General features: G+C 56.7%; 16 protein-coding genes. All 16 read left to right on the forward strand.

Annotated features, from left to right (window positions below):
* Window positions 1-7: 7 nt before the first annotated feature.
* The 16 genes from AUK29_07365 (at window position 8) to AUK29_07440 (ending at window position 20,359) form a co-directional block, all read left to right on the forward strand.
* Window positions 8-778, forward strand: coding sequence for a hypothetical protein (locus AUK29_07365; GenBank protein OIP62992.1), 771 nt, complete (start codon window positions 8-10; stop codon window positions 776-778).
* Entirely contained in the window at window positions 771-1,625 is an 855-nt protein-coding gene (locus tag AUK29_07370) for an ABC transporter (GenBank protein ID OIP62975.1), read from the forward strand. The genes AUK29_07365 and AUK29_07370 overlap by 8 nt, the downstream gene beginning before the upstream one ends.
* A 522-nt stretch (window positions 1,626-2,147) precedes the next feature.
* On the forward strand, window positions 2,148-2,723 hold the full coding sequence (locus tag AUK29_07375; protein ID OIP62976.1) for a GTP cyclohydrolase I FolE: 576 nt from the start codon (window positions 2,148-2,150) through the stop codon (window positions 2,721-2,723).
* A 136-nt stretch (window positions 2,724-2,859) separates the two neighbouring features.
* Complete coding sequence (locus AUK29_07380; protein OIP62977.1) at window positions 2,860-3,570, forward strand: hypothetical protein; 711 nt, start codon at window positions 2,860-2,862, stop codon at window positions 3,568-3,570.
* A 339-nt stretch (window positions 3,571-3,909) separates the two neighbouring features.
* Window positions 3,910-4,797 carry a 5,10-methylenetetrahydrofolate reductase gene (locus AUK29_07385; protein OIP62978.1) on the forward strand — a complete coding sequence of 296 codons (888 nt, stop codon included), beginning with the start codon at window positions 3,910-3,912 and terminating at the stop codon, window positions 4,795-4,797.
* Window positions 4,798-5,004: 207 nt separating this feature from the next.
* Window positions 5,005-5,802, forward strand: coding sequence for a 3-methyl-2-oxobutanoate hydroxymethyltransferase (locus AUK29_07390; GenBank protein ID OIP62993.1), 798 nt, complete (start codon window positions 5,005-5,007; stop codon window positions 5,800-5,802).
* Window positions 5,803-5,855: 53 nt separating this feature from the next.
* Window positions 5,856-6,590, forward strand: coding sequence for an FAD-dependent thymidylate synthase (locus AUK29_07395; protein OIP62994.1), 735 nt, complete (start codon window positions 5,856-5,858; stop codon window positions 6,588-6,590).
* 102 nt (window positions 6,591-6,692) lie between these two features.
* Entirely contained in the window at window positions 6,693-7,451 is a 759-nt protein-coding gene (locus tag AUK29_07400) for a carbon monoxide dehydrogenase (protein ID OIP62979.1), read from the forward strand.
* 87 nt (window positions 7,452-7,538) lie between these two features.
* Window positions 7,539-8,414, forward strand: a complete 876-nt coding sequence (locus tag AUK29_07405) for a hypothetical protein (GenBank protein OIP62980.1) — start codon at window positions 7,539-7,541, stop codon at window positions 8,412-8,414.
* Window positions 8,415-8,511: 97 nt separating this feature from the next.
* A complete protein-coding gene (locus AUK29_07410; GenBank protein OIP62981.1) occupies window positions 8,512-9,348 on the forward strand; it encodes a hypothetical protein in 837 nt (278 codons plus the stop codon).
* A gap of 237 nt (window positions 9,349-9,585) precedes the next feature.
* Window positions 9,586-10,530 carry an acetyl-CoA decarbonylase/synthase complex subunit delta gene (locus AUK29_07415; GenBank protein OIP62982.1) on the forward strand — a complete coding sequence of 315 codons (945 nt, stop codon included), beginning with the start codon at window positions 9,586-9,588 and terminating at the stop codon, window positions 10,528-10,530.
* A gap of 164 nt (window positions 10,531-10,694) precedes the next feature.
* Complete coding sequence (locus tag AUK29_07420) at window positions 10,695-12,035, forward strand: hypothetical protein (GenBank protein OIP62983.1); 1,341 nt, start codon at window positions 10,695-10,697, stop codon at window positions 12,033-12,035.
* Between the two features lie 160 nt (window positions 12,036-12,195).
* Entirely contained in the window at window positions 12,196-14,397 is a 2,202-nt protein-coding gene (locus AUK29_07425; GenBank protein ID OIP62984.1) for a CO dehydrogenase/CO-methylating acetyl-CoA synthase complex subunit beta, read from the forward strand.
* A 111-nt stretch (window positions 14,398-14,508) separates the two neighbouring features.
* Entirely contained in the window at window positions 14,509-16,503 is a 1,995-nt protein-coding gene (locus tag AUK29_07430) for a carbon-monoxide dehydrogenase catalytic subunit (protein ID OIP62985.1), read from the forward strand.
* Between the two features lie 62 nt (window positions 16,504-16,565).
* Complete coding sequence (locus AUK29_07435; protein ID OIP62995.1) at window positions 16,566-17,051, forward strand: NAD(P)H-dependent oxidoreductase subunit E; 486 nt, start codon at window positions 16,566-16,568, stop codon at window positions 17,049-17,051.
* 215 nt (window positions 17,052-17,266) lie between these two features.
* Window positions 17,267-20,359 (forward strand): hydrogenase, encoded by a 3,093-nt coding sequence (locus AUK29_07440; protein OIP62996.1) that lies wholly within the window; start codon window positions 17,267-17,269, stop codon window positions 20,357-20,359.
* The last annotated feature ends 10 nt before the right edge of the window (window positions 20,360-20,369 follow it).

Consider the following 20,369-nt stretch of genomic DNA (forward strand, 5'->3'; position numbering starts at 1 on the left):
GCAGGTCATGGTAGAGACCCGGAACCTGGATGTGGAGATCAATGGTTACCCGGTGCTTCAGGGGGTGAACCTGAAGGTCGAGGAGCAGTCCTTCACCGGACTGATCGGGCCCAACGGCGGGGGAAAGACCACGCTCTTGAGGGCGATCCTCGGACTCATCCGTCCGGATCGGGGAGAGGTCTTGATCCAGGGGGTCCCTCTCGGGACCGGAGAAAGCCGCTCCTGGATCATGGGGTATGTCCCCCAGCAGATCAACATAGACAGGCGTTTTCCGGTCTCGGTCCTGGACACGGTGATCATGGGGAGGTACGGGAAGATCGGGATCGGGCGCCGTCCGAAAAAATATGACCGTGACATGGCCATGGCCTGCCTCGATAAGGTAGGGATGATTCATCTATCAGGCCAGCAGATCGGGAGCCTTTCCGGAGGGGAGAAACAGCGTGTCTTTATCGCGCGGTCGCTTTGCGCCGAACCCAGGGTCCTGATCCTGGACGAGCCTGTGGCCGCGGTTGATCTCGCCGCACAGGACAGTTTCTACCGGCTTCTGCAGCAGCTCCGCAAGGAGTACGCCCTGACCGTCATCATGACTACCCACGATATCGGGGTGGTCCCCATCCACTGCGATGCCGTGGCCTGCCTGAACCGGACGTTGCATCTCCACGGAAGGCCGGAGGATATCCTGAAAAGCGAGGTATTCAAGAAGCTCTACGGGACTGAGGTCGAAGCGGTCATGCACGGCAGGATCCCCCACCGGATGATCGGAGGGCATCGTGACTGAAATCCTTGCCTACGGTTTCATGCAGAAGGCTCTCGCAGCCGGGATCCTGGTCAGCATCACCTGCTCGGTGATCTCCTTTTTTGTCCTGGTCAACCGGCTCTCCTTCATCGGCGTGGGGATCTCGCATGCAGCCTTCGGGGGCGTGGCCATCGGGATCCTCTTCGGCATCGACCCGACCCTTTCGGCCGTGATCTTCTCCGTGCTGACCGCTTGGATGATCGGGATCGTGAGCCGCAGGGGGAGGCTTAACGAGGATACGACCATCGGAATCTTTTATGCCGCGGCCATGGCATTGGGGATCGTGATCATCGGGCTTTCCAGAGGGTATACCGTAGACCTTTTCGGCTATCTCTTCGGGAATATCCTCGCGGTCACCTCAACGGACCTCTGGATCGTGGCGGCCCTCAGCCTGTTTGTCCTCGGGACCGTATTTTACTTCTTCAAAGAACTGCTGTACATCAGTTTTGACGAAGAATCGGCACAGGTGAACGGTGTGCCGGTGGCCTTCCTCTATTATTATCTCCTCACGCTCATGGCCGTGACCATCGTGATCTCCATGAAGGTGGTCGGCATCATCCTGGTTTCGGCCCTTCTGGTGATCCCGGCCGCGGCGGCCTACGAGGTGAGTTCCCATTACAAGTCGGTTCTCATCGTCTCAGTCATCGTCGGGCTTGTCTCGGCCCTGGGCGGGCTCCTTGTCTCCTACCGGTTCAATACCGCCTCCGGGGCCACCATTGTCCTTCTGGCGGCTGCGGTTTTTCTCCTCCTCTTTACCATCCGCTCACTGAGGACCGGTCCTAAGAAGGACCGGGTTCCGGTCCATGGCCCTTCGGATCCCCAGGGTTAAATCCCACCTTAGTGGTCCTGTTCGTAAATAGGGTGACGTACCGAGAGGGTTGTAGGGCGGGCGCATCAAGGCACGCGACTCAGCGCGTACCCCTCTGGTACACCGCAAGGTGCGGAACTTTGACTCGACCGCCCTACGGCACTCGAATGCCACCGTATTTACGAATAGGGCCACTTAGTCTGTCACGGCCTTTCCTCTGATGCGCCGGAACTATCGAAGTCTGGGGCAGGGGTTGGGTAGGGGCATTGTTTCTTAATTATTTATGGAGTTATAAGATTTATATATTCGCAATTGAATATTTATTTTCTTGACAAGGATGGCCTGAATTGATACTTTTAATTGCTCATAGGTTGAAAGAATAAAACAGTGTTTTACTGAAATTGTCCTGCACGAAACAGCCAACGGCGAGATCTTCTCGGCATACTGAAAAGATCCATCGTCAGGATCGTTTTAAATAAATTTGTATTCAGAAACCATGGATCTGCCGGGTAGGATCAATCCCTCGGTGACGATCAGCCATGGGTGAGCGGGATGGATAAGGCGAAGATCTCAAAAGGGGTAAGGCTGATTCTCGAAGGCGTGGGCGAGGACCCGGACCGTCCCGGTTTGAAGGATACGCCGAGGCGGGTGGCTGATCTGTACGAAGAGATCCTGGAAGGGCTCTCGGCGGATCTTTCCAAGATCATCAGGCCTATTGACGGTGAGGCGCACAAGGAGATGGTGATGATCAAGGATATCCCGTTTTATTCGATCTGTGAGCACCATCTTCTCCCATTTTACGGCAAGGCCCATATCGCCTATATCCCCGGAGAGGGGAAGATCGTGGGCTTTTCGGCCTTGGCCCGGGCGCTTGAACTCCTGGCCCGGAGACTCCAGATGCAGGAGAGGCTGACCACCCAGCTTGCGGATCTGATTGTGGAGAGCCTGGAACCCAGAGGGGCCATGGTGGTGATTGAGGCGGAACAGCTCTGTGTCTCCATGAGGGGGGTGAAGAAGGCCGGGGCAAAGACCGTGACCTCGGCGGTCCGAGGGATTTTTGAGGCCAATGAGCGAACCCGGGTGGAGATGCTGGAACTGATGAAGAGCGGCAATCTATAAGAAGAAAAAACCCCCGTTAGAGAACATGGTGTTCCCTAACAACCGGTGATGGTGATTTTCTACCACCATCTTCAAGGGATGGTGTAGACTCCGTTTGAGATACGGTTTCTCTAACGGGGCAAAGGAGCAGCGGCTTATGATAGTACAAGAGACAAAATCCAAAGAGCTCATTCTTGAAATGCTCAAGGGGATAAAGAAAATCTTCCTCGTCGGATGCGGGGACTGTGCGACGGTCTGCGAAGCCGGCGGGGAGATTGACCTGAACCGTATGAAGGAGATGCTGGCGGCCGAGGGGATTGAGGTGACGGGTATGACGATTCCGGACACGAGCTGTCACATCCCGGATATGAAAAGCCATTTGAAAGAGCACGCCAAGGAGATCGAGGAAGCGGACGGAATCGGCGTTATGTCCTGCGGGGCCGGCGTCCAGTCCGTGGGAACGGTCTATGAAGACAAGATCGTATTCCCCCTGAACAATTCCCTGTTTCTGGGTAATACCGAGCGGTTCGGCCAGCACGTGGAGTTTTGCTCCGCCTGCGGCGAGTGCCGCATCGACAAGTTCGGGGCCGTCTGCCCGATCACACGCTGCTATAAGGGGATCCTGAACGGGCCCTGCGGCGGGGTGAACAACGGCATGTGCGAGATCGGAAACGACACGCCATGCGCCTGGGTTCTGGCCTATGAGCGGCTCGAAAAACAGAACCGTCTGGATAACCTGAAAGAACCGTTGAAGGCCAAGAAGTGGTCGGCGCACCTGAAGCCGATGACACACCTGAACCCCACGAATAAGAAAAAGATGGAAGAGAAAGAGGCCAAACGCAAGGCCAAAGAAGAGGCGAAGGGATAATTTGTGGATAAGTTTCTATCCCTGGAAATGAGAGGCTGAAACAAAATCTGGTTCATCTCCAAAAGAGTGGGTGAAAACATCAGGGGTCAAGGGGTCAAGGATTCCAGGGGTCAAGTGAAGTGATTTTCAAGACTTGAGGGTCCGAGGGGCCAAGGATTCAAGGGGTCGAGTGAAGTGCTAAAAACATCATGGGTCAAGGGTTCCAGTGTTTTCCTCTGGAGATTTTGCTTGCATTTAAGTATTTCACTTGAATCCTTGAACCCTGGAATCCTCGAACCCTTTTTACCCACTATATGGGAGAAGAACCCAAAATATTAATATTATAGAGGAGGAGAGCCATTGGGCAAGAAGAAAACCGTCAGAGCGGCGTTCGAAGCTGGAGAGTTTGTCGTGACCGGTGAATGCGGCCCCCCAAAAGGCACGGACATCTCCGAGATGCTTCATCATGCCGAGGGCATGCTCGGCTATGTCAACGGCATCAACGTCACCGACAACCAGAGTTCAGTCATGCGGATCGGGTCCCTTCCGGTCTGCAAGCTCCTGGTCGACATGGGGCACGATCCGGTTTTCCAAATTACGGGCCGTGATCGGAACCGCCTGGCCATCCAAAGCGATCTCCTGGGCGCCCATATCCTCGGCATCCGGAACGTCCTCTGCCTGACCGGTGACGGGGTCCAGGCCGGGGACCACAAGGACGCCAAACCGGTTTTCGATCTGGAGTCCGTGCAGATTCTTCAGGCCGTGGAGGCCCTGAATAACGGAAAGGACATGGCGGGCAATGACCTGAAAGGCGCAACGTCATTGTTTCCCGGAGCGGTGGTCACCCCCGAGTCCAGACCCATTGAGCCGCAGCTTATGAAGTTTGAAAAAAAGATACGGGCCGGGGCGAAATTCTTTCAGACCCAGGCGGTCTACGATATCGAGAACTTTCTTGACTTCATGAAGTTCGCACGGCAATTCGACACCAAGATCATGGCCGGGTTGGTGCTTCTGACCTCCGCCGGGATGGCCAATTACATGAACAAGTTTGTGCCCGGCGTTTCCGTGCCTCAGAACCTGATCGACCGGATGAAGGCGGCCGGCAAGGAAAAGGCCATCGATACCGGGATCGACATCATGTGCGAATTCATCAAGGCAGTGAGGGACCAGTGCGACGGCGTCCATATCATGGCCATCGGCAAGGAACATCTCGTGCCGGAGATCGTGAAGAGGGCGGGGCTGGCATAGGAATAAATCAAAAATTAAGGTTCATCTCCAAAAGAGTGGGTGAAAACATCAGGGGTCAAGGGGTCAAGGATTCCAGGGGTCAAGTGAAGTGCTGAAACACTACATTGATAAAATCACTGAAAAACAAACACTTGACCCCTTGAACCCTGGAATCCTCGAACCCTTTTTACCCACTATATGGGAGAAGAACCAAAATTAAATAAAGGAATGAATAGGATGCCTCGAATCACCATCACGGATCTCAAAAAGAAGAAGGCCGAGGGGAAGAAAATCACCATGCTGACGGCCTATGACTTCCCCTTTGCCGCTCTGGTGGACCAGGCCGGGATCGACATGATCCTGGTCGGTGATTCCCTGGGCGTGGTGGTGCAGGGCAAAGAGAACACCCTGCCCGTGACCATGGACCAGATGGTCTACCATACGGAGATGGTCGTCCGGGCGACCCGGAATGCATTGGTGGTGGGGGACATGCCGTTTATGTCCTATCAGGTGAGCTGTGAGGAAGCGGTTTCCAATGCGGGCCGGTTTCTCAAGGAGGCGGGGGCGCAGGCCGTGAAACTTGAAGGAGGCGCCTCGGTCCGGAAGACCATCGAGGCCATTTCAGCCGCGGATATACCGGTCATGGCCCATATCGGGCTGACCCCGCAGTCCGTGCACAAAATGGGCGGGTTCAAGGTTCAAAAAGAGATGGACCGGCTCTTGAAAGACGCAGCATCCGTGGAAGAAGCCGGAGCTTTTTCCGTGGTCCTGGAGTGTATCCCCGGTGAGATTGCAAAAAAGATTACCCAGGAGATTTCCATTCCGACCATTGGGATCGGCGCAGGGGTCCACTGTGACGGACAGGTGCTTGTCCTGCATGACCTTCTCGGACTCTTTGAGCGTTTTGTACCCAAGTTCATCAAGCGGTATGCCCATCTCGGAGAGGAAGCCTTGTCGGCCATCCGGCAGTACAAGGAGGAAGTGGAGAGCGGGGGGTTCCCCGGAGAGGAACATACGTTTAAATGATTCCGCCGCAAATACCCCATCTGCGGTGTTTCAAAATTATTTTCGAGGGAAACATGGCCCAGACCAGATTGCATGTTGAGTTGCTGCGATATACCCCAAGACCCGAAGAGGTCGTGGCCATGGGCGCCAAGCTCTGTTATTCCCCTTCCAACATTGATGATCTGAAACAGGGGATCGAGAGCAAGGACCAGGCGGGGTTTGTGGACAAGCTGGTGACCATGGGGCATATGTCCCCTGTGGAGCATGTCTCGTTCACCTTCGGTGTGGAAGGGATATCCAGGGCCTGCTCCCATCAGATCGTGCGCCATCGAGTGGCCTCGTATTCACAGCAGAGTCAGCGGTATGTGGGCGAGCAGACGGAGAAACATCAAGGGAAGGTTTTCGACTATGTGGTCCCCCCGTCCGTGGCGGCTGCCGGCAAGTCCGCATGGTTCGAAGAGAAGATGAAGATCATCCAGGGCTGGTACGACGAACTCAACGCCGCTCTGGGGAACAGGGGGGAAAAATCCCAGGAGGATGCCCGGTTCATCCTGCCCAATGCCGCGGAGACCAAGATCATCATCACCATGAATGCCAGGGAGCTTCTCCATTTCTTCCGTGTGCGGTGCTGCAACCGGGCCCAGTGGGAGATCAGGGACATGGCCGATGAGATGCTGAGGAAGGTCAAGGAGGCGGCGCCCAAACTTTTCAAGGAAGCCGGCCCGGGGTGCCTCAAGGGAAAATGTCCCGAAGGGAAGATGACCTGCGGCAAGACCGAAGAGGTCAGAGAAAAGTTTAAGAACATGTAAAAAGAAAAGATTTACCGCAGAGCACGCAGAGTAAATACTATAGATAATAAAAAGCTTTTCTCTGCGATCTCCGCGTCCTCTGCGGTGAGGAATGGGTCTTATATGTCGTTTAATATCGCCCTATCCGGGAAGGGCGGAACCGGCAAAACCAGTCTGGCCGGGCTTCTCATCCGGTATCTGATCCGTCATGGGAAGAGCCCGATTATGGTTATCGATGCCGATGCCAATGCCAACCTTAACGAGGTCCTCGGCGTAAAAGTCGAAAACACCATCGGCGAACTCAGGGAAGGGCTCCTGGGGCGTGAGGGTCAGCAGCCGGGAGGCATGTCCAAGGATGCGTATTTCGAGATGATGCTCCACCAGGTGGTCGCGGAGCATGAAGGGTTTGATCTTCTGGTCATGGGCCGGCCCGAAGGACCGGGCTGTTATTGTTTTGTCAACAACCTGATTCGGAAATATTCGGACGAGTTGTCTGAGAAGTATCCCTATATTGTGACGGACAATGAGGCGGGTCTGGAGCACCTGAGCCGTAGGACGACTCAGAATACGGATCTTCTCCTGGTGATCAGCGACCCGTCACAGCGCGGGATCAGGACCGCAAAGAGGGTCTTGGATCTGGCGGATGAGCTCAAGCTCAATATCAAGAGGACGGCCCTGATCGTCAATCGGGTGGCGGGAGAGCTTGATCCCGCTTTGTCGGATCTGATTGAAGAGCAAGGGATGAAACTTGCCGGCTGGGTGCCGACCGATCAGAATATTACAGAATACGATCTCCGGGGTGAGGCAATGATCAATCTGCCGGACGACTCCCGGGCCGTGATCGCCTTTGAAAAAATTCTGGACGGCATGGAGATTGCCTGAAGGTTTTCTCGAGTCCTTATGATTTTCTTCGTGCCTTCGTCTCTTTGTGGCGGATGGGTTCCGGCTTGTCCGGGTTAGGAAGCAACCATGAAGAAGTCCAGGGTTGTCATCATCGGGGCCGGTGTGGTGGGAACGGCGGTCGGCGCGCTCCTTCATCAGGAGAGCTATGAGATTGCGGCCGTGGCTTCCCGGAGCATGGGATCGGCTGAGCGGGCGGTCCAATATATCGGCGCAGGAGCTGCCACAACCGATGTCGTGAAGGCCGCCAGGCAGGGTGATCTGATCTTCATCACCACGCCGGACGGGGCCATCGCTTCGGTCTGCGAGAAGATCGCGAAGAAAAAAGGGTTTCCCCCGGAGAGTACGGTCATCCATTGTTGCGGGGCCCTTTCGGCTGAGATCCTATCTCCGGCGCGTGCCTGCGGGGCGCGGATCCTTTCGATCCACCCCTTGCAGACTCTGGCGGACACGGATCAGGCCGTGGCCAATCTTCCCGGCTCCTTTTTCGCCCTGGACGGCGGCCCGGATGCGATCAAGACCGGCAAGGAGATCATCCGGGATCTGGGGGGGACCGTGATGGTGATCCCCTCCGAGGGGAAGATGCTCTACCATGCGGCCGCGGTGGTGGCGTGCAATTATTTCGTAGCCCTTGTGTTTCAGGCGCTCCGCATGCTGGAGGCCGTGGGGATCCCCAGGACGTCGGGACTTCCGGCGCTGATGCCGCTGATCAAGGGGACGGTCGGGAATCTGGAGAAGGTAGGAATCCCCAAGGCATTGACCGGACCGATCGCCCGGGGGGATCTCAAGACCATCGAAGGGCATCTTGCGGCCTTCGATCGGCTGATGCCCGAAGCAAAGAGAATCTACTGCGAAATGGGGAGGGTCGCTGCCGATGCGGCCGAGGCCAAGGGGAGTATAAATGAGGAAACCCGGAGAAAGTTGTTGGAACTGTTTTCCGCGTAGCGGCGTCCTCGGGCAGCCTGCCCGGGTCGTGCTGCTGAATTTGAGATTTGAAATTTGAAATTTCCAATTTCAAATCTTTTTGCTGAGGAGGCAGATCATGTTACTGATCGGCGAGCGTATCAATGTCATTACCAAGGTGCAGCGGGAGGCCATGAAGAACCGGGACCCCAAACCGATTCAGGAGATGGCCAAGGCCCAGGTTGCGGCCGGGGCCAACGTGCTCGACGTGAACATCGGTCCTGCCGAGGACGACGGGCCCGAACTCATGGACTGGATTGTGAAGACCGTCCAGAAGGCGGCGCAGGTCCCGATCTGCCTCGATACCACGAATCTCAACGCGATCAAGGCAGGCCTCAAGGCCCACAACAATACCTGGGGCCGGCCCATGATCAATTCCACCTCGGGTGAGACCCAACGGCTGAACACGTTTATGCCTGTAGCCGCGGAGTTTCAGTGCGATATCATCGGGCTCTGCCTTTCGGGATCCGGGCTTCCCGCCGATGCCAACGACCGCTGTGCCATTGCCGTGGACATCATGGCCAAGGCCGATGAGGTGGGGCTTCCCCTGGACCATATCTATCTGGATCCCCTGGTCCTGATGCTGAACGGGAACCAGGAGCATGCCCTGCACTGCATTCAATCTGTGGAGATGTTCCAGACCTTAAACGATCCGCCCATGAAGTCCGTGGTGGGGCTTTCAAATATCGCTAACACGGCGCCGGCCTCCATGAAGGGGATCCTGACCGCGGTCTTTTTCCAGATGCTGAGAGACGCGGGCCTGACCGCCGCCATCATTGATCCTTTGGAGAAGGAATTCATGCAAGTGGTTAAGAGCGGGAACCCGAGAGCAGTCTATCCGGCGCATCAAGTGGACAAGACCGAGAAGGTCATGCGCGGGGAGATCCTGTATGCCCATTCATTTTTGGAGGTATAGGATTAGGTAAAACACAGGGGCCAAGGGGTCCAGGGGCCGAGGGTTCAAGTGAAGTGCTGGAAAACAAAAGGGGTCAAGGGATCGAGGGTTACGCTCCGCGTGCCCCGCTTTTCTTTGATCTTTGCCGTCTGCGACGGCTACTACACTAAGGCATCTTGGGGTCAAGTGTTTGAGCATTTCACTTGAATCCTGGAACCCTGGAACCCTTGAACCCTTCTTGAAGAAGAGGAGAATGCGATGGCAGTTGAGATCCTGAAAGAGAAGTATACAGGCAAAGTGAATACCGTCACCATCGGGACCGGCGACAAGGCCGTGACCGTGGGCGGGGCGACCGCGCTTCCCTTTCATCTCTTTGAAGGAGAGGCCGGGAACCGTCCTTTAATCGCCTATGAGGTGCTGGATCTGCCGCCTGAGGACGCGCCTTTAGCCCAGAAAGAGGCATGGGGTGCGTTATGGAGCGATCCGGTTCAGTGGGCCAGGTACTGTCAGAATGAACTCTCGGCAAGGGCCGTGGCCTTGCGGCTGATCAGCACGGACCCGGACGGCAAGAACGCCGGTCCCGAAGAAGCGGCTGATACCGTCAAGAAGGTTCTGGCCGCCATTGATATCCCGCTCATCATCCTCGGCTCTTTCAAGGAGGCCAAGGACGGCCAGGTTCTGAAGGTGGTCGCCGACGCGGCCAGAGGGCGGAACTGCCTGATCGGTAAGGCCCAGGAGGAGAACTACAAGACCATCGCCGCTGCGGCCATCTCCAACGGCCATAAACTGATCGCCTTCTCCAATCTGGACTTCAACCTGTCCAAACAGATTAATATCCTTCTGACCCAGACCGGGTTCAACATCAACGATATCGTCATTGACCCCACGGCCAGCGCCCTCGGGTATGGTCTGGAATACACCTATTCCGTGATCGAAAGGATCCGGGCCTCCGCCCTCATACAGAACGATGCGATGATGCAGCCTCCCATGCTCTTGGATCTGGCCTCCGTGGTCTGGAAGGTCAAAGAGGTGAAGGCCGGCGAGGACCAGATGCCGGGATGGGGGGATGTCGGGGAGCGGGGAACGCACTGGGAGGCTTCCACGGCTGTCAGCATGCTCATGGCCGGTACGGAGATCCTGGTTATGTCATCACCCAAGGCGGTTCAGACCGTGGAGAAGACGATTGATCAGTTGATGGCGTAAAATCTAAGGGTTCGAGGGTTCCAGGGGTCGAGGGGTCGAGTGTTTGTTTCCGATGAAATTCTCTTTGCACTTCACTTTGCCCCTTGAACCCTGGACCCCTTTTGGTCACAAAATGAGAAGGATCTGAAAAGGATAATATTAAAAGATAATATTAGGAGACAACAATGGCCCTGACCGGTATAGAAATCTTCAAACACCTGCCCAAGACCAACTGTAAGGACTGCGGGTTCCCGACCTGCCTGGCCTTTGCCATGAAGCTTGCGGCCAAGCAGGTCTCATTGGATGCCTGCCCGCATGCATCAGAAGAAGCCAAGGCCTTTTTGGGCGCGGCGTCGGCGCCTCCTGTGCGCAAGGTCGTGATCGGCGCCGGAGATGCGGCCTGGCCCCTCGGGGAGGAGACCGTCCTCTTCAGGCATGAAAAGAAATTCGTCAATCCCTGCGCGTACGCCGTCCAGGTCGGAGACAACGATCCGGAACTTGCGGCCAAGATCAAACAGATCGCGGACTTCAAGGTCGACCGGGTGGGGGTGAACTACGGTGTGAACATGATCGCGGTTCAGGACAGATCCGGCGGCGGGGCGGCCTTTTCAGCGGCCGTGAAAAAGGTTGTGGATGCAGCGCCCGGCCTGGGGGTCCTCCTCATGAGCCGGGACGCTCAAAGAATCGGTGCGGCCCTTTCGTCATGTGAAGGGAAGAAGCCGCTGGTCTACGGAGCGGACAAAGAGAATCTGGAGCAGCTCCTCCCCCTGGTCAAAGGCAAGGCATCCCTGGTTCTCAGCGCCGGGAATCTGGACGAACTCTCGGCCATGGCCGAAAAAGCCGCCGGCGCCGGCGTGGAAGACCTGATCCTGGACCCCATGCCGGGGAACGCCAGGGAGGCCCTGGAGAGATTCACGATGATGCGCCGCCTTGCCGTCAAGAAGAACTACAAACCCTTCGGGTATCCTCTTTTCATGAACGCCGTTCATGAGGATGCCCAGGTTGAGGGGGCGCTGGCCGCCCTCGGGACCATGAAATACGCCTCGGTCATCCTGCTCGGGGCGCTCCGGTCGTGGGAGATGCTGGGCCTTCTCACGGGCAGGCTCAACATCTATACGGACCCGCAGAAACCCATGCAGGTTGATCAGAAGATTTATGAAATGGGGACGGTCAACGGGAACTCTCCTTTGATTGTGACCACGAACTTCGCCCTGACTTATTTCATTGTGGCCGGTGAGATCGAGAACAGCAAGGTGCCGGCCAGGCTTGCCGTTCAGGACGTGGAAGGGTTATCCGTGCTCACGGCCTGGGCCGCCGGCAAGTTTACGGCAGGTTCCATTGCGAATTTTATCAAGGAATCCGGTGTGGAAAATCAGCTCGCGAAAAAGGAAGTCATCCTTCCTGGCTATGTCGCAGTCCTCTCCGGGTCACTGGAAGACAAACTGGGCAACGGCTGGAAGGTGGTGGTCGGCCCCCGGGAAGCGAATCAAATCCCGCAATTCCTGAAAGCCCGGGCAAATGGATGAGATCCTTGATCCGTTTGCGTATTTCCTGAAGGATCGTGTAAAATGGCAGATGAAAGGACCCCTGTTTCTGAACAGAGGCCTGAAAAGGATTTTCTTTGCGCAAAAAGTCATAAGAAGAGAAGATTTTTTATATGAATTGTGAAGTGAGGAGATATGGATTATGTCAAAGCTGATTGCCTCGGCGGCCATACGCGCCTCTCATGAGATTCTTGAGAAAGTGGACAGCCTGTTGACGGAGGTTACGGCCGAGAAGGGCGAGGATTTCCAGTTTGAATTCATGGACACGGGATATTTTCTGCCCCAGATCTATGCCATGACCGGTTTTGCCGTCAAAACGCTCAAGGATATGCGCACGGCCCTTGAGGCCTATGCCCGCCCCCTTCTGAAACCGGTTCCCGAAGAAAAGGTCTATAAGCCTTATCTGGGTGAGGCCCTGGATGCAGGGATGGCCACCCTCTTTGCCCAGGAGATCCTGATGGCCCTGCGGTATATCAAGGGTCTGGAGCCGGTCACGGATCCGGAGATGAATCTGACCTACAATGGATTCATTACCGATTCGATCCTCCGGGACCTGGGTTTCCAGTTGGTGGACGGGTCCATGCCGGGCTACGTAGTCATCCTCGGCGCGGCCGAGAGCGACGAGCGGGCCGAGCAGATCGTGCGGGATCTCCAGCAGAAAAACATCCTGATCTTCCTGGCCGGCCATGTCAAGGGGAACAGTGTGACCAAGCAGCTTCACCGGAGAGGCGTGGAAATGGGCTGGCCGACCCGGATTGTCCCCCTGGGTCCGGATACCGAGCATACGATCTATGCCTTGGACTGGGCGGCGCGGGCCGGGCTCACCTTCGGCGGGCTCAAGGCCGGGGATTATGCGCTCAATCTGAAATATTCCCTGAACCGGGTCTTTGCCTTTGCCATGGTCCTGGGGGATCTGGACGATATGAAATGGGCGACCGGCGCCGGGGCCATCAATCAGGGATTCCCTGCGGTTTGCGACACCGATGTCCCGGAGATCCGGCCGAGAGGCGTGTGCACCTACGAGCACGTGGTCCGCGAACTGGATCAGGACAAGATCGTCCAGACCGCGATCGAGACCCGGGGCCTCAAGATCATCGTGGAAAAGCCGCCCATCCCCGTGGCGTATGGTCCGGCCTTCGAAGGAGAGCGGATCCGCAAGGAGGATACCTTCCTGGAGTTCGGGGGGAACCAGTCTCCTTCCTTCGAGCTGGTGAGGATGCTGAATCTGGATGAGGTTGAGGACGGCAAGGTTGAGCTCATCGGCACCGAAAACGTGGAGAAGTACGAAGCCGGCGGGGTCGTTCCCCTCGGGGTGGTGATTGAAGTGGCCGGCCGGAAGATGCAGAAGGATTTCGAGCCGGTCCTCGAGAGGAAGACCCATGACTTCGTCAACATGGCCCAGGGGGTCTGGCACATGGGACAGCGGGACATCTGCTGGTCCAGGATCAGCAAAAGCGCCTTCAGCGAGGGTTTTCGGATTCACCACTTCGGAGAGATTCACGTGGCCATGATGAAGTCCAAGTTTCCGGCCATCGTGGACAAGGTTCAGGTCAAGATCTACACGGACGAGAAAGACGTGGTTCGGCTCAGGGACGAGGCGCGGAAGGTCTACCATGAACGCGATATCCGTGTCGCCAACATGACCGACGAGTCCGTAGATACCTATTATTCCTGCCTCCTCTGCCAGTCCTTCGCGCCCAACCACGTCTGCGTGGTTTCACCCGAGAGACTCGGCCTCTGCGGCGCAGTCAACTGGATGGACGCCAAAGCCGCCTTCGAGATCAACCCCACAGGCGGGAACCAGCCCGTGAAGAAGGGAGAGACCCTCGATGCGGTCAAGGGCCGTTGGACGGGTGTGGAAGAATACGTGAAGAAGGAGTCCCACGGCGCGCTCGATGGGTTCTCGGCCTATTCCCTGATGGATGCGCCCATGACCTCCTGCGGATGCTTTGAGGCCATTGTGTCCGTGGTCCCTGAGGCCAACGGAATCATGATCGTGGACAGGGGATATCCGGGCATGACGCCGATCGGGATGAAGTTCTCCACCCTGGCGGGCACCGTGGGCGGAGGGACCCAGACGCCGGGTTTTACGGGAATCGGAAAGTATTTCATCACGAGCAGAAAGTTTTTAACGGCGGATGGAGGATTCAAGCGGATCGTCTGGCTCACGACGAGTATCAAAAATCAGTTGGGCGAGGCGCTGAAGAAGCGGGCCGAGGAGATCGGGGAACCGGATCTCCTAAACAAGATCGCCGACGAGACCGTGGCGGTCGACGCCGAGCAGCTGGTCGCTTTTCTGACCGAGAAGGGGCATCCGGCCCTGACCATGGAGTCTATGTTCTGATCACAGGCCTCCGGAGGATAATCCCTCGGTTCCTTTTTCGGGTATACGGAGCCGGCGAATATCAAAAGGAAAATTTCAACCTGCAGAGGGGGAAGTAAAGGAGCAGCCCTGATGAGCAAAGAAATCAGTACGCAAGATCTGATCAACATGACCATTGACGAGACGGCCAAGGATCTCCTGAAGGTGGCGGAAAGAGAGGGGATCTCCACCGCCTTCAAGCGAGCGATTGAGGTCAAGCCCTGCCCCATCGGCAGGGATGGGATGTGCTGCAAGCACTGCTTCATGGGCCCCTGCCGGATCACGCCCAAAACGCCGAACGGCGTTTGCGGGGCCGATGTGGATACGATCGCAGCCCGGAACTTCGGACGGATGGTCGCCGCGGGCGCGGCAGCCCATGCCGACCACGGGAGAGACATGGCCTTCATCCTCCTCGCCGCTTCCCGGGGAGAGACCGAGGGAATCAAGATCAAGGACGTAAAAAAGCTCCATGCCGTGGCCGGGCATCTGAAGATCGATATCCAGGGAAAGACCACGGAGAAGATCGGTGAGGAAGCGGCGCTGAAGTTCCTCGAAGACTTCGGGCGCCAGAAGGGGGATATCAACTATATCCGGAGGGCGCCGAAGAAAAGGCAGGAACTCTGGAAGCAGAAGAATCTCCTCCCGAGGGGGCTCGACCGTGAGATTGTGGAGATGATGCACCGGACCCACATGGGCGTGGACCAGGACCCCAAGAGCCTGCTCCACCATACGCTTAGGACCTCTCTGACCGACGGCTGGGGCGGGGCCATGATAGCCACGGACGTGTCCGACATCCTGTACGGGACACCCACGCCGGTTAAGGCCAAGATGAGCGTCGGCCTCCTCAAGGAGGACGAGGTGAACATCATCGTGCACGGCCATGAGCCGTCTTTGTCCGAGATGATGGTCGTGGCATCGCAGGAGCCGGAGATGCTCACATACGCCAAGAGCAAAGGGGCCAACGGGATCAACCTGGCAGGCATCTGCTGCACCGCGAACGAGGTGCTCATGCGCCAGGGGATCGGCTCCGCCGGGAACTTCCTGAACCAGGAGCTCACGATCCTCACCGGCGCCGTGGAGGCCATGGTCGTGGATGTGCAGTGCATCATGGAATCCCTGGCAGACGTGGCTAAGCATTATCACACCAAGCTGATCACGAGTTCACCCAAGGCCCATATTCCCGGGGCCATTCATATCGAATTCGACGAGGAGCATGCCATGACCGTGGCCCGCAAGGTCCTGAGGACGGCCATTGATAATTTCCCCAACCGCAAGAAGGGCGCCATCACCCTTCCGGACTACGTGAGCGAGGCCATCGGCGGTTTCTCTCATGAGTATATCAAATATATGCAGGGCGGGACCTACCGGGGTTCGTTCAGACCTTTAAATGACGCCATCATGGACGGACGGATCCAGGGCGTGGTCGGGATCGTGGGATGCAACAACCCGCGCAACGTTCATGACTCCGAAATCGTGGAGCTGGCCAAGGAGTTCATCAGCCGGGATATCCTGGTGGTGACCACGGGGTGCGGCGGGATCGCCTGCGGGAAGCAGGGGATGCTCGCTCCCGAGACCATGGCGGCCGCCGGCCCGGGTCTCAGAGAGGTCTGTGAGGCCATCGGGATCTCTCCGGTCCTCCATGTGGGATCCTGCGTGGACAACACCCGGATTCTCACCATCGCGACCGACATGGTCAAGGAAGGCGGCCTGGGAGACGATATCAGCGATCTTCCCGCGGTCGGTCTCTGTCCGGAATGGATGTCGGAGAAGGCCCTGGCCATCGGCTGTTACTTCGTAGCCTCCGGGGTCTATACGATCTTCGGCGTAGGCTCTCCGGTCTCGGGGAGCGAAAACGTCACCCGGATGATGAGCGAAGGCTGGGAGCAGGAGGTCGGCGGCAGGCTCGAATTTATCCCCGATCGGCAGAAGGTCATCGAGAAGACCATTGAGCACATCACCAGGAAGAGAAAGGCCCTCGGGATCACCGAATATGCGAAAGGGAAGTTCGGGGCGCAGAAGGTCCTGATGGATATGACAGACCGCCGGAAACTCGAAGACGAACAGAAGAAAGCGATGGCAGGCAAATGAAGAAGAAGAGTCAACCTTCCTCTGTAAAAAAGGGTGAGGAAGAAAAGAAACGGGCAAGAAAAATGCCGAAGGACAAGACGGTCGTGGATGAAGGGATTGATCTGACTCCTGTGGACGAAATCGTCGCGCGTTTTCATGGGGTAAAAGGCGCTCTGATCCCTGTGCTCCAGGAGGTTCAAGGTCATTACGGCTACATCCCCGAGGAGGCGGTCAAATTGATCGCAGAGGGGCTGCGCCTCTTTGCAAGCAGTATTTATGGGGTGATGACCTTTTACACCCAGTTTCACCTCAAGCCCCGCGGCAAGAACATTATCCGGGTCTGCTGCGGCACGGCCTGCCACGTCAGGGGCGGAGAGAGGGTGAGAAGCAAGTTCCAGGAGATCCTCAAGGTTTCCATGGGAGAAACCACCGATGACCGTCTCTTCACCCTGGAGCAGGTGGCCTGTATCGGCGCCTGTTCCCTGGCGCCGTCCATGATGGTCAACGATGAGGTGCACGGCCACGTCACCCCCGATGAGGCAGTGAAGATCCTGGATCAGTATAAATAACCGTTCAAGCCGTTCAAATGGTTTAAACGGCTTGAATCATTTGAATCGATTGAACCGGACAGCTATTTAAGGTAATACCCATGGCCACACAGAAGAAGAAAAGCGCCTCCAAAACCAAGCCGGAGAAGACCTCGGCGCCCAAGGGCAAGAGTGCGGGGAGGGAAGGCGTATCCAAGACCCGGACGTCGAACCGGAAGACCCGCATCCTGGTGGGGATGGGGACATGCGGCCGGGCGGCTGGGGCGCTGAAGGTCTATGATCTCCTGTCGGATCTGATCAAACGGAACAAGGTGGATGCCGAGGTGACACAGACGGGCTGCATCGGGATGTGTTCTCAGGAAGTTCTGATAGACGTGCAGCTCCAGGGCAGGACGCGTGTTCTCTACGGGAACCTCAGCCCGGTCAAGGATGGGTATCGTCAGGTCATAGAGAAGATTGTGGAAGATCATCTCATGAACGGCCGGGTCTGCAAAGAGCACGCCTTCGCTCAGATCAAGCCGGTCAACGGGGAGCAGCCTTATGATGGGATCCCCTTTTATGAGGATCTATCGTTTAATTCCGCTCAGGAACGGATCGTCCTTAGAAATTGCGGATCCATGGACCCGGAGAGCATTGATGAGTATATCACTCGAGACGGATACCGGGCATTGACCCGCGTCCTGAAAGAGATGACTCCCGAAGGGGTGGTGGATGAGGTCAAACGTTCCGGGCTTCGGGGCAGAGGCGGCGCCGGATTTCCCACGGGCTTGAAATGGGGTTTCGCCGCTATGGCCAAAGGCGACGTGAAGTACATGATCTGTAATGCCGATGAGGGAGACCCCGGCGCCTTCATGGACCGATCGGTCCTGGAGGGGGATCCCCATTCCGTACTGGAAGGGATGGTGATCGGCGGATACGCGATGGGCGCCCATACCGGGTATATTTACGTCCGCGCCGAATATCCCCTGGCCGTGAAACGCCTGAAGATCGCCATTGCCCAGGCCGAGGAGCGGGGCTTCCTCGGCAGGAATATCCTGGGGTCCGGATTTGACTTTGAGATCCATATCAAGCAGGGGGCCGGCGCCTTTGTCTGCGGTGAGGAGACGGCCCTGATCGCCTCCATCGAAGGGAAGAGGGGGATGCCCCGGCCCAAGCCGCCCTTTCCTGCCAACCAGGGTCTCTGGGGGAAACCTACCAATATCAACAATGTGGAGACCCTGGCCAACATCGCCCCCATTATCCTCCGCGGCGGAGAGTGGTATGCGGGATTCGGCGCCGAGAAGAGCAAGGGGACCAAGGTCTTCGCCCTGGCCGGCAAGATCAATAAGCCGGGCCTGATCGAGGTCCCTATGGGGACGTCTCTACGCAGCATCATCTACGATATCGGCGGCGGATGCCCCCAGGGGAAAAAATTCAAGGCCGTGCAGACCGGCGGGCCTTCGGGCGGGTGTATCCCCGCCTCCCTGATTGATACGTCGGTCGATTACGAATCTCTGGTCAAGCTGGGAACCATTATGGGATCCGGCGGCATGGTGATCATGGATGAGGGGACCTGCATGGTGGAGATGGCGCGGTATTTCCTGCACTTCACCCAGGATGAATCCTGCGGCAAGTGCGTCCCCTGCCGCATCGGGACCAAGAGGATGCTGGAGATCCTGGAGAGGATCGTCAACGGCAAGGGGGAGGCGGGCGACGTGGATCTCCTGAAGGACCTGGGAGAAGATATCAAGGCGGCTTCCCTCTGCGGTCTCGGCCGGACTGCGCCCAACCCCGTTCTCAGCACCATCCGGTATTTTCAGGATGAGTATGAAGCTCACATCAAGTATAAACGATGTCCTTCATTCGTCTGCAAGGAAATCATATCTTCCGCCTGCCAGCATACCTGCCCGATCGGCACAGAGGCATCGGTCTATACGGCCTTAATCGCCCATGGACGTTTTGAGGAGGCCGTTCAGATCATCAGGAAAGACAATCCGTTGGCGAGCGTCTGTGCGAGGGTTTGCCATCATCCTTGTGAACTCACGTGCAAGGCGGGTGAAGGAGGAGGAAAACCCATCGCCATCAGGGCCTTGAAACGCTTTGCCATGGACTATGCCCGCAAAAAAAAGATAAAAGCCCAAATTCCAAGGAAGGAATTAAAGAATCAGAAGGCTGCCGTGATCGGCTCCGGGCCGGCCGGGTTGACGGCGGGTTACTTCCTTGCCCTGAAAGGCTATGACGTCACGATTTTTGAGGCCAAGACTGTTGTGGGCGGCATGCTCAGAATTGCCATACCTGAATACCGCTTGCCCAAAGAAGTTTTTGGCCTCGATCTTGCTTTCATGGAAGATGCGGGGGTAAAATTCAAAACGGGCGCCGCATTGGGAAAAGATATTTCTATTGACAGCCTCTTTGAGGAAGGCTATAAGGCGATATTTATTGCGATCGGTTCCCACCAGTCGATGAAACTGGGTATTCCCGGCGAAGAGACCCAGGGCATGATTCCTTCCCTGAGGTTTCTTGAAGCAGCCAATACCGGCCGGAAGATCGAGATCGGGAAGAGGGTCGTGGTTCTCGGCGGCGGCAACTCCGCTGTGGATTCGGCCAGGACTGCACACCGCATCAAAGGGACAGAGAAGATCGCCCTCCTTTACAGAAGGACAAGGTCGGAGATGCCTGCCTATACCGAGGAGATAGAGGCGGCCCTGGAAGAAGGCGTTGAAATGCAATTTCTGACCGCACCGGTCAAGGCGCTCAGTCGGAACGGAAAGGTATGCGGTTTGGAATGCGTCCGCATGAAATTGGGGGAGCTTGATAAAAGCGGAAGGGCAAGGCCTGTTCCTATTGAAGGTTCTGAGTTCGTGGTTGATGCGGACACCGTGATCGTGGCGATCGGTGAACAACCCGACACGTCCTCCATTCATGAAAGGGACGGGCTTGAGGTCTCTCAAAGGAACACGCTCGTGGCGGATCCGGAGACCCTGGCGACGTCACGGGAAGGTGTTTTTGCCGGCGGAGACGTGGTGACAGGTTCCAATACCGTCATCCATGCCATGCAGGCCGGCAGGAAGGCGGCTGAATCCATGGATCAATATCTCAAAGGTGAGAGTCTGGAAAAAAGATATGATGTGACCAGGCCCTCTCGATATATCGAACCGGTCTCGCTTACCGTTGAGGAAATCATGGAAGCAGACCGTCCTCCGATGCCCCTGCTCCCGGTTGAGAAGAGGAAGAACAATTTCAGAGAAGTGGAGCTTGGGTTTGCCGAAGAAACGGCGGTTAAAGAGGCCAAGCGATGTCTCAGGTGCGAATTGAGCACGCTGGACGGGCAAAAGCCGTTCAGGAAATAGCCGTGAGGAA

It is taken from the genome of Nitrospirae bacterium CG2_30_53_67 (assembly GCA_001873285.1).
Classification (GTDB): Bacteria; CG2-30-53-67; CG2-30-53-67; order CG2-30-53-67; family CG2-30-53-67; genus CG2-30-53-67.

Coding starts and splice junctions, on each gene's coding strand:
- AUK29_07420 (OIP62983.1), top strand. CDS start 10,695: ATGGCCCTGACCGGTATAGAAATCTTCAAACACCTGCCCAAGACCAAC.
- AUK29_07410 (OIP62981.1), top strand. CDS start 8,512: ATGTTACTGATCGGCGAGCGTATCAATGTCATTACCAAGGTGCAGCGG.
- AUK29_07380 (OIP62977.1), top strand. CDS start 2,860: ATGATAGTACAAGAGACAAAATCCAAAGAGCTCATTCTTGAAATGCTC.
- AUK29_07405 (OIP62980.1), top strand. CDS start 7,539: ATGAAGAAGTCCAGGGTTGTCATCATCGGGGCCGGTGTGGTGGGAACG.
- AUK29_07400 (OIP62979.1), top strand. CDS start 6,693: ATGTCGTTTAATATCGCCCTATCCGGGAAGGGCGGAACCGGCAAAACC.
- AUK29_07415 (OIP62982.1), top strand. CDS start 9,586: ATGGCAGTTGAGATCCTGAAAGAGAAGTATACAGGCAAAGTGAATACC.
- AUK29_07435 (OIP62995.1), top strand. CDS start 16,566: ATGCCGAAGGACAAGACGGTCGTGGATGAAGGGATTGATCTGACTCCT.
- AUK29_07430 (OIP62985.1), top strand. CDS start 14,509: ATGAGCAAAGAAATCAGTACGCAAGATCTGATCAACATGACCATTGAC.
- AUK29_07365 (OIP62992.1), top strand. CDS start 8: ATGGTAGAGACCCGGAACCTGGATGTGGAGATCAATGGTTACCCGGTG.
- AUK29_07395 (OIP62994.1), top strand. CDS start 5,856: ATGGCCCAGACCAGATTGCATGTTGAGTTGCTGCGATATACCCCAAGA.
- AUK29_07390 (OIP62993.1), top strand. CDS start 5,005: ATGAATAGGATGCCTCGAATCACCATCACGGATCTCAAAAAGAAGAAG.
- AUK29_07425 (OIP62984.1), top strand. CDS start 12,196: ATGTCAAAGCTGATTGCCTCGGCGGCCATACGCGCCTCTCATGAGATT.
- AUK29_07440 (OIP62996.1), top strand. CDS start 17,267: ATGGGGACATGCGGCCGGGCGGCTGGGGCGCTGAAGGTCTATGATCTC.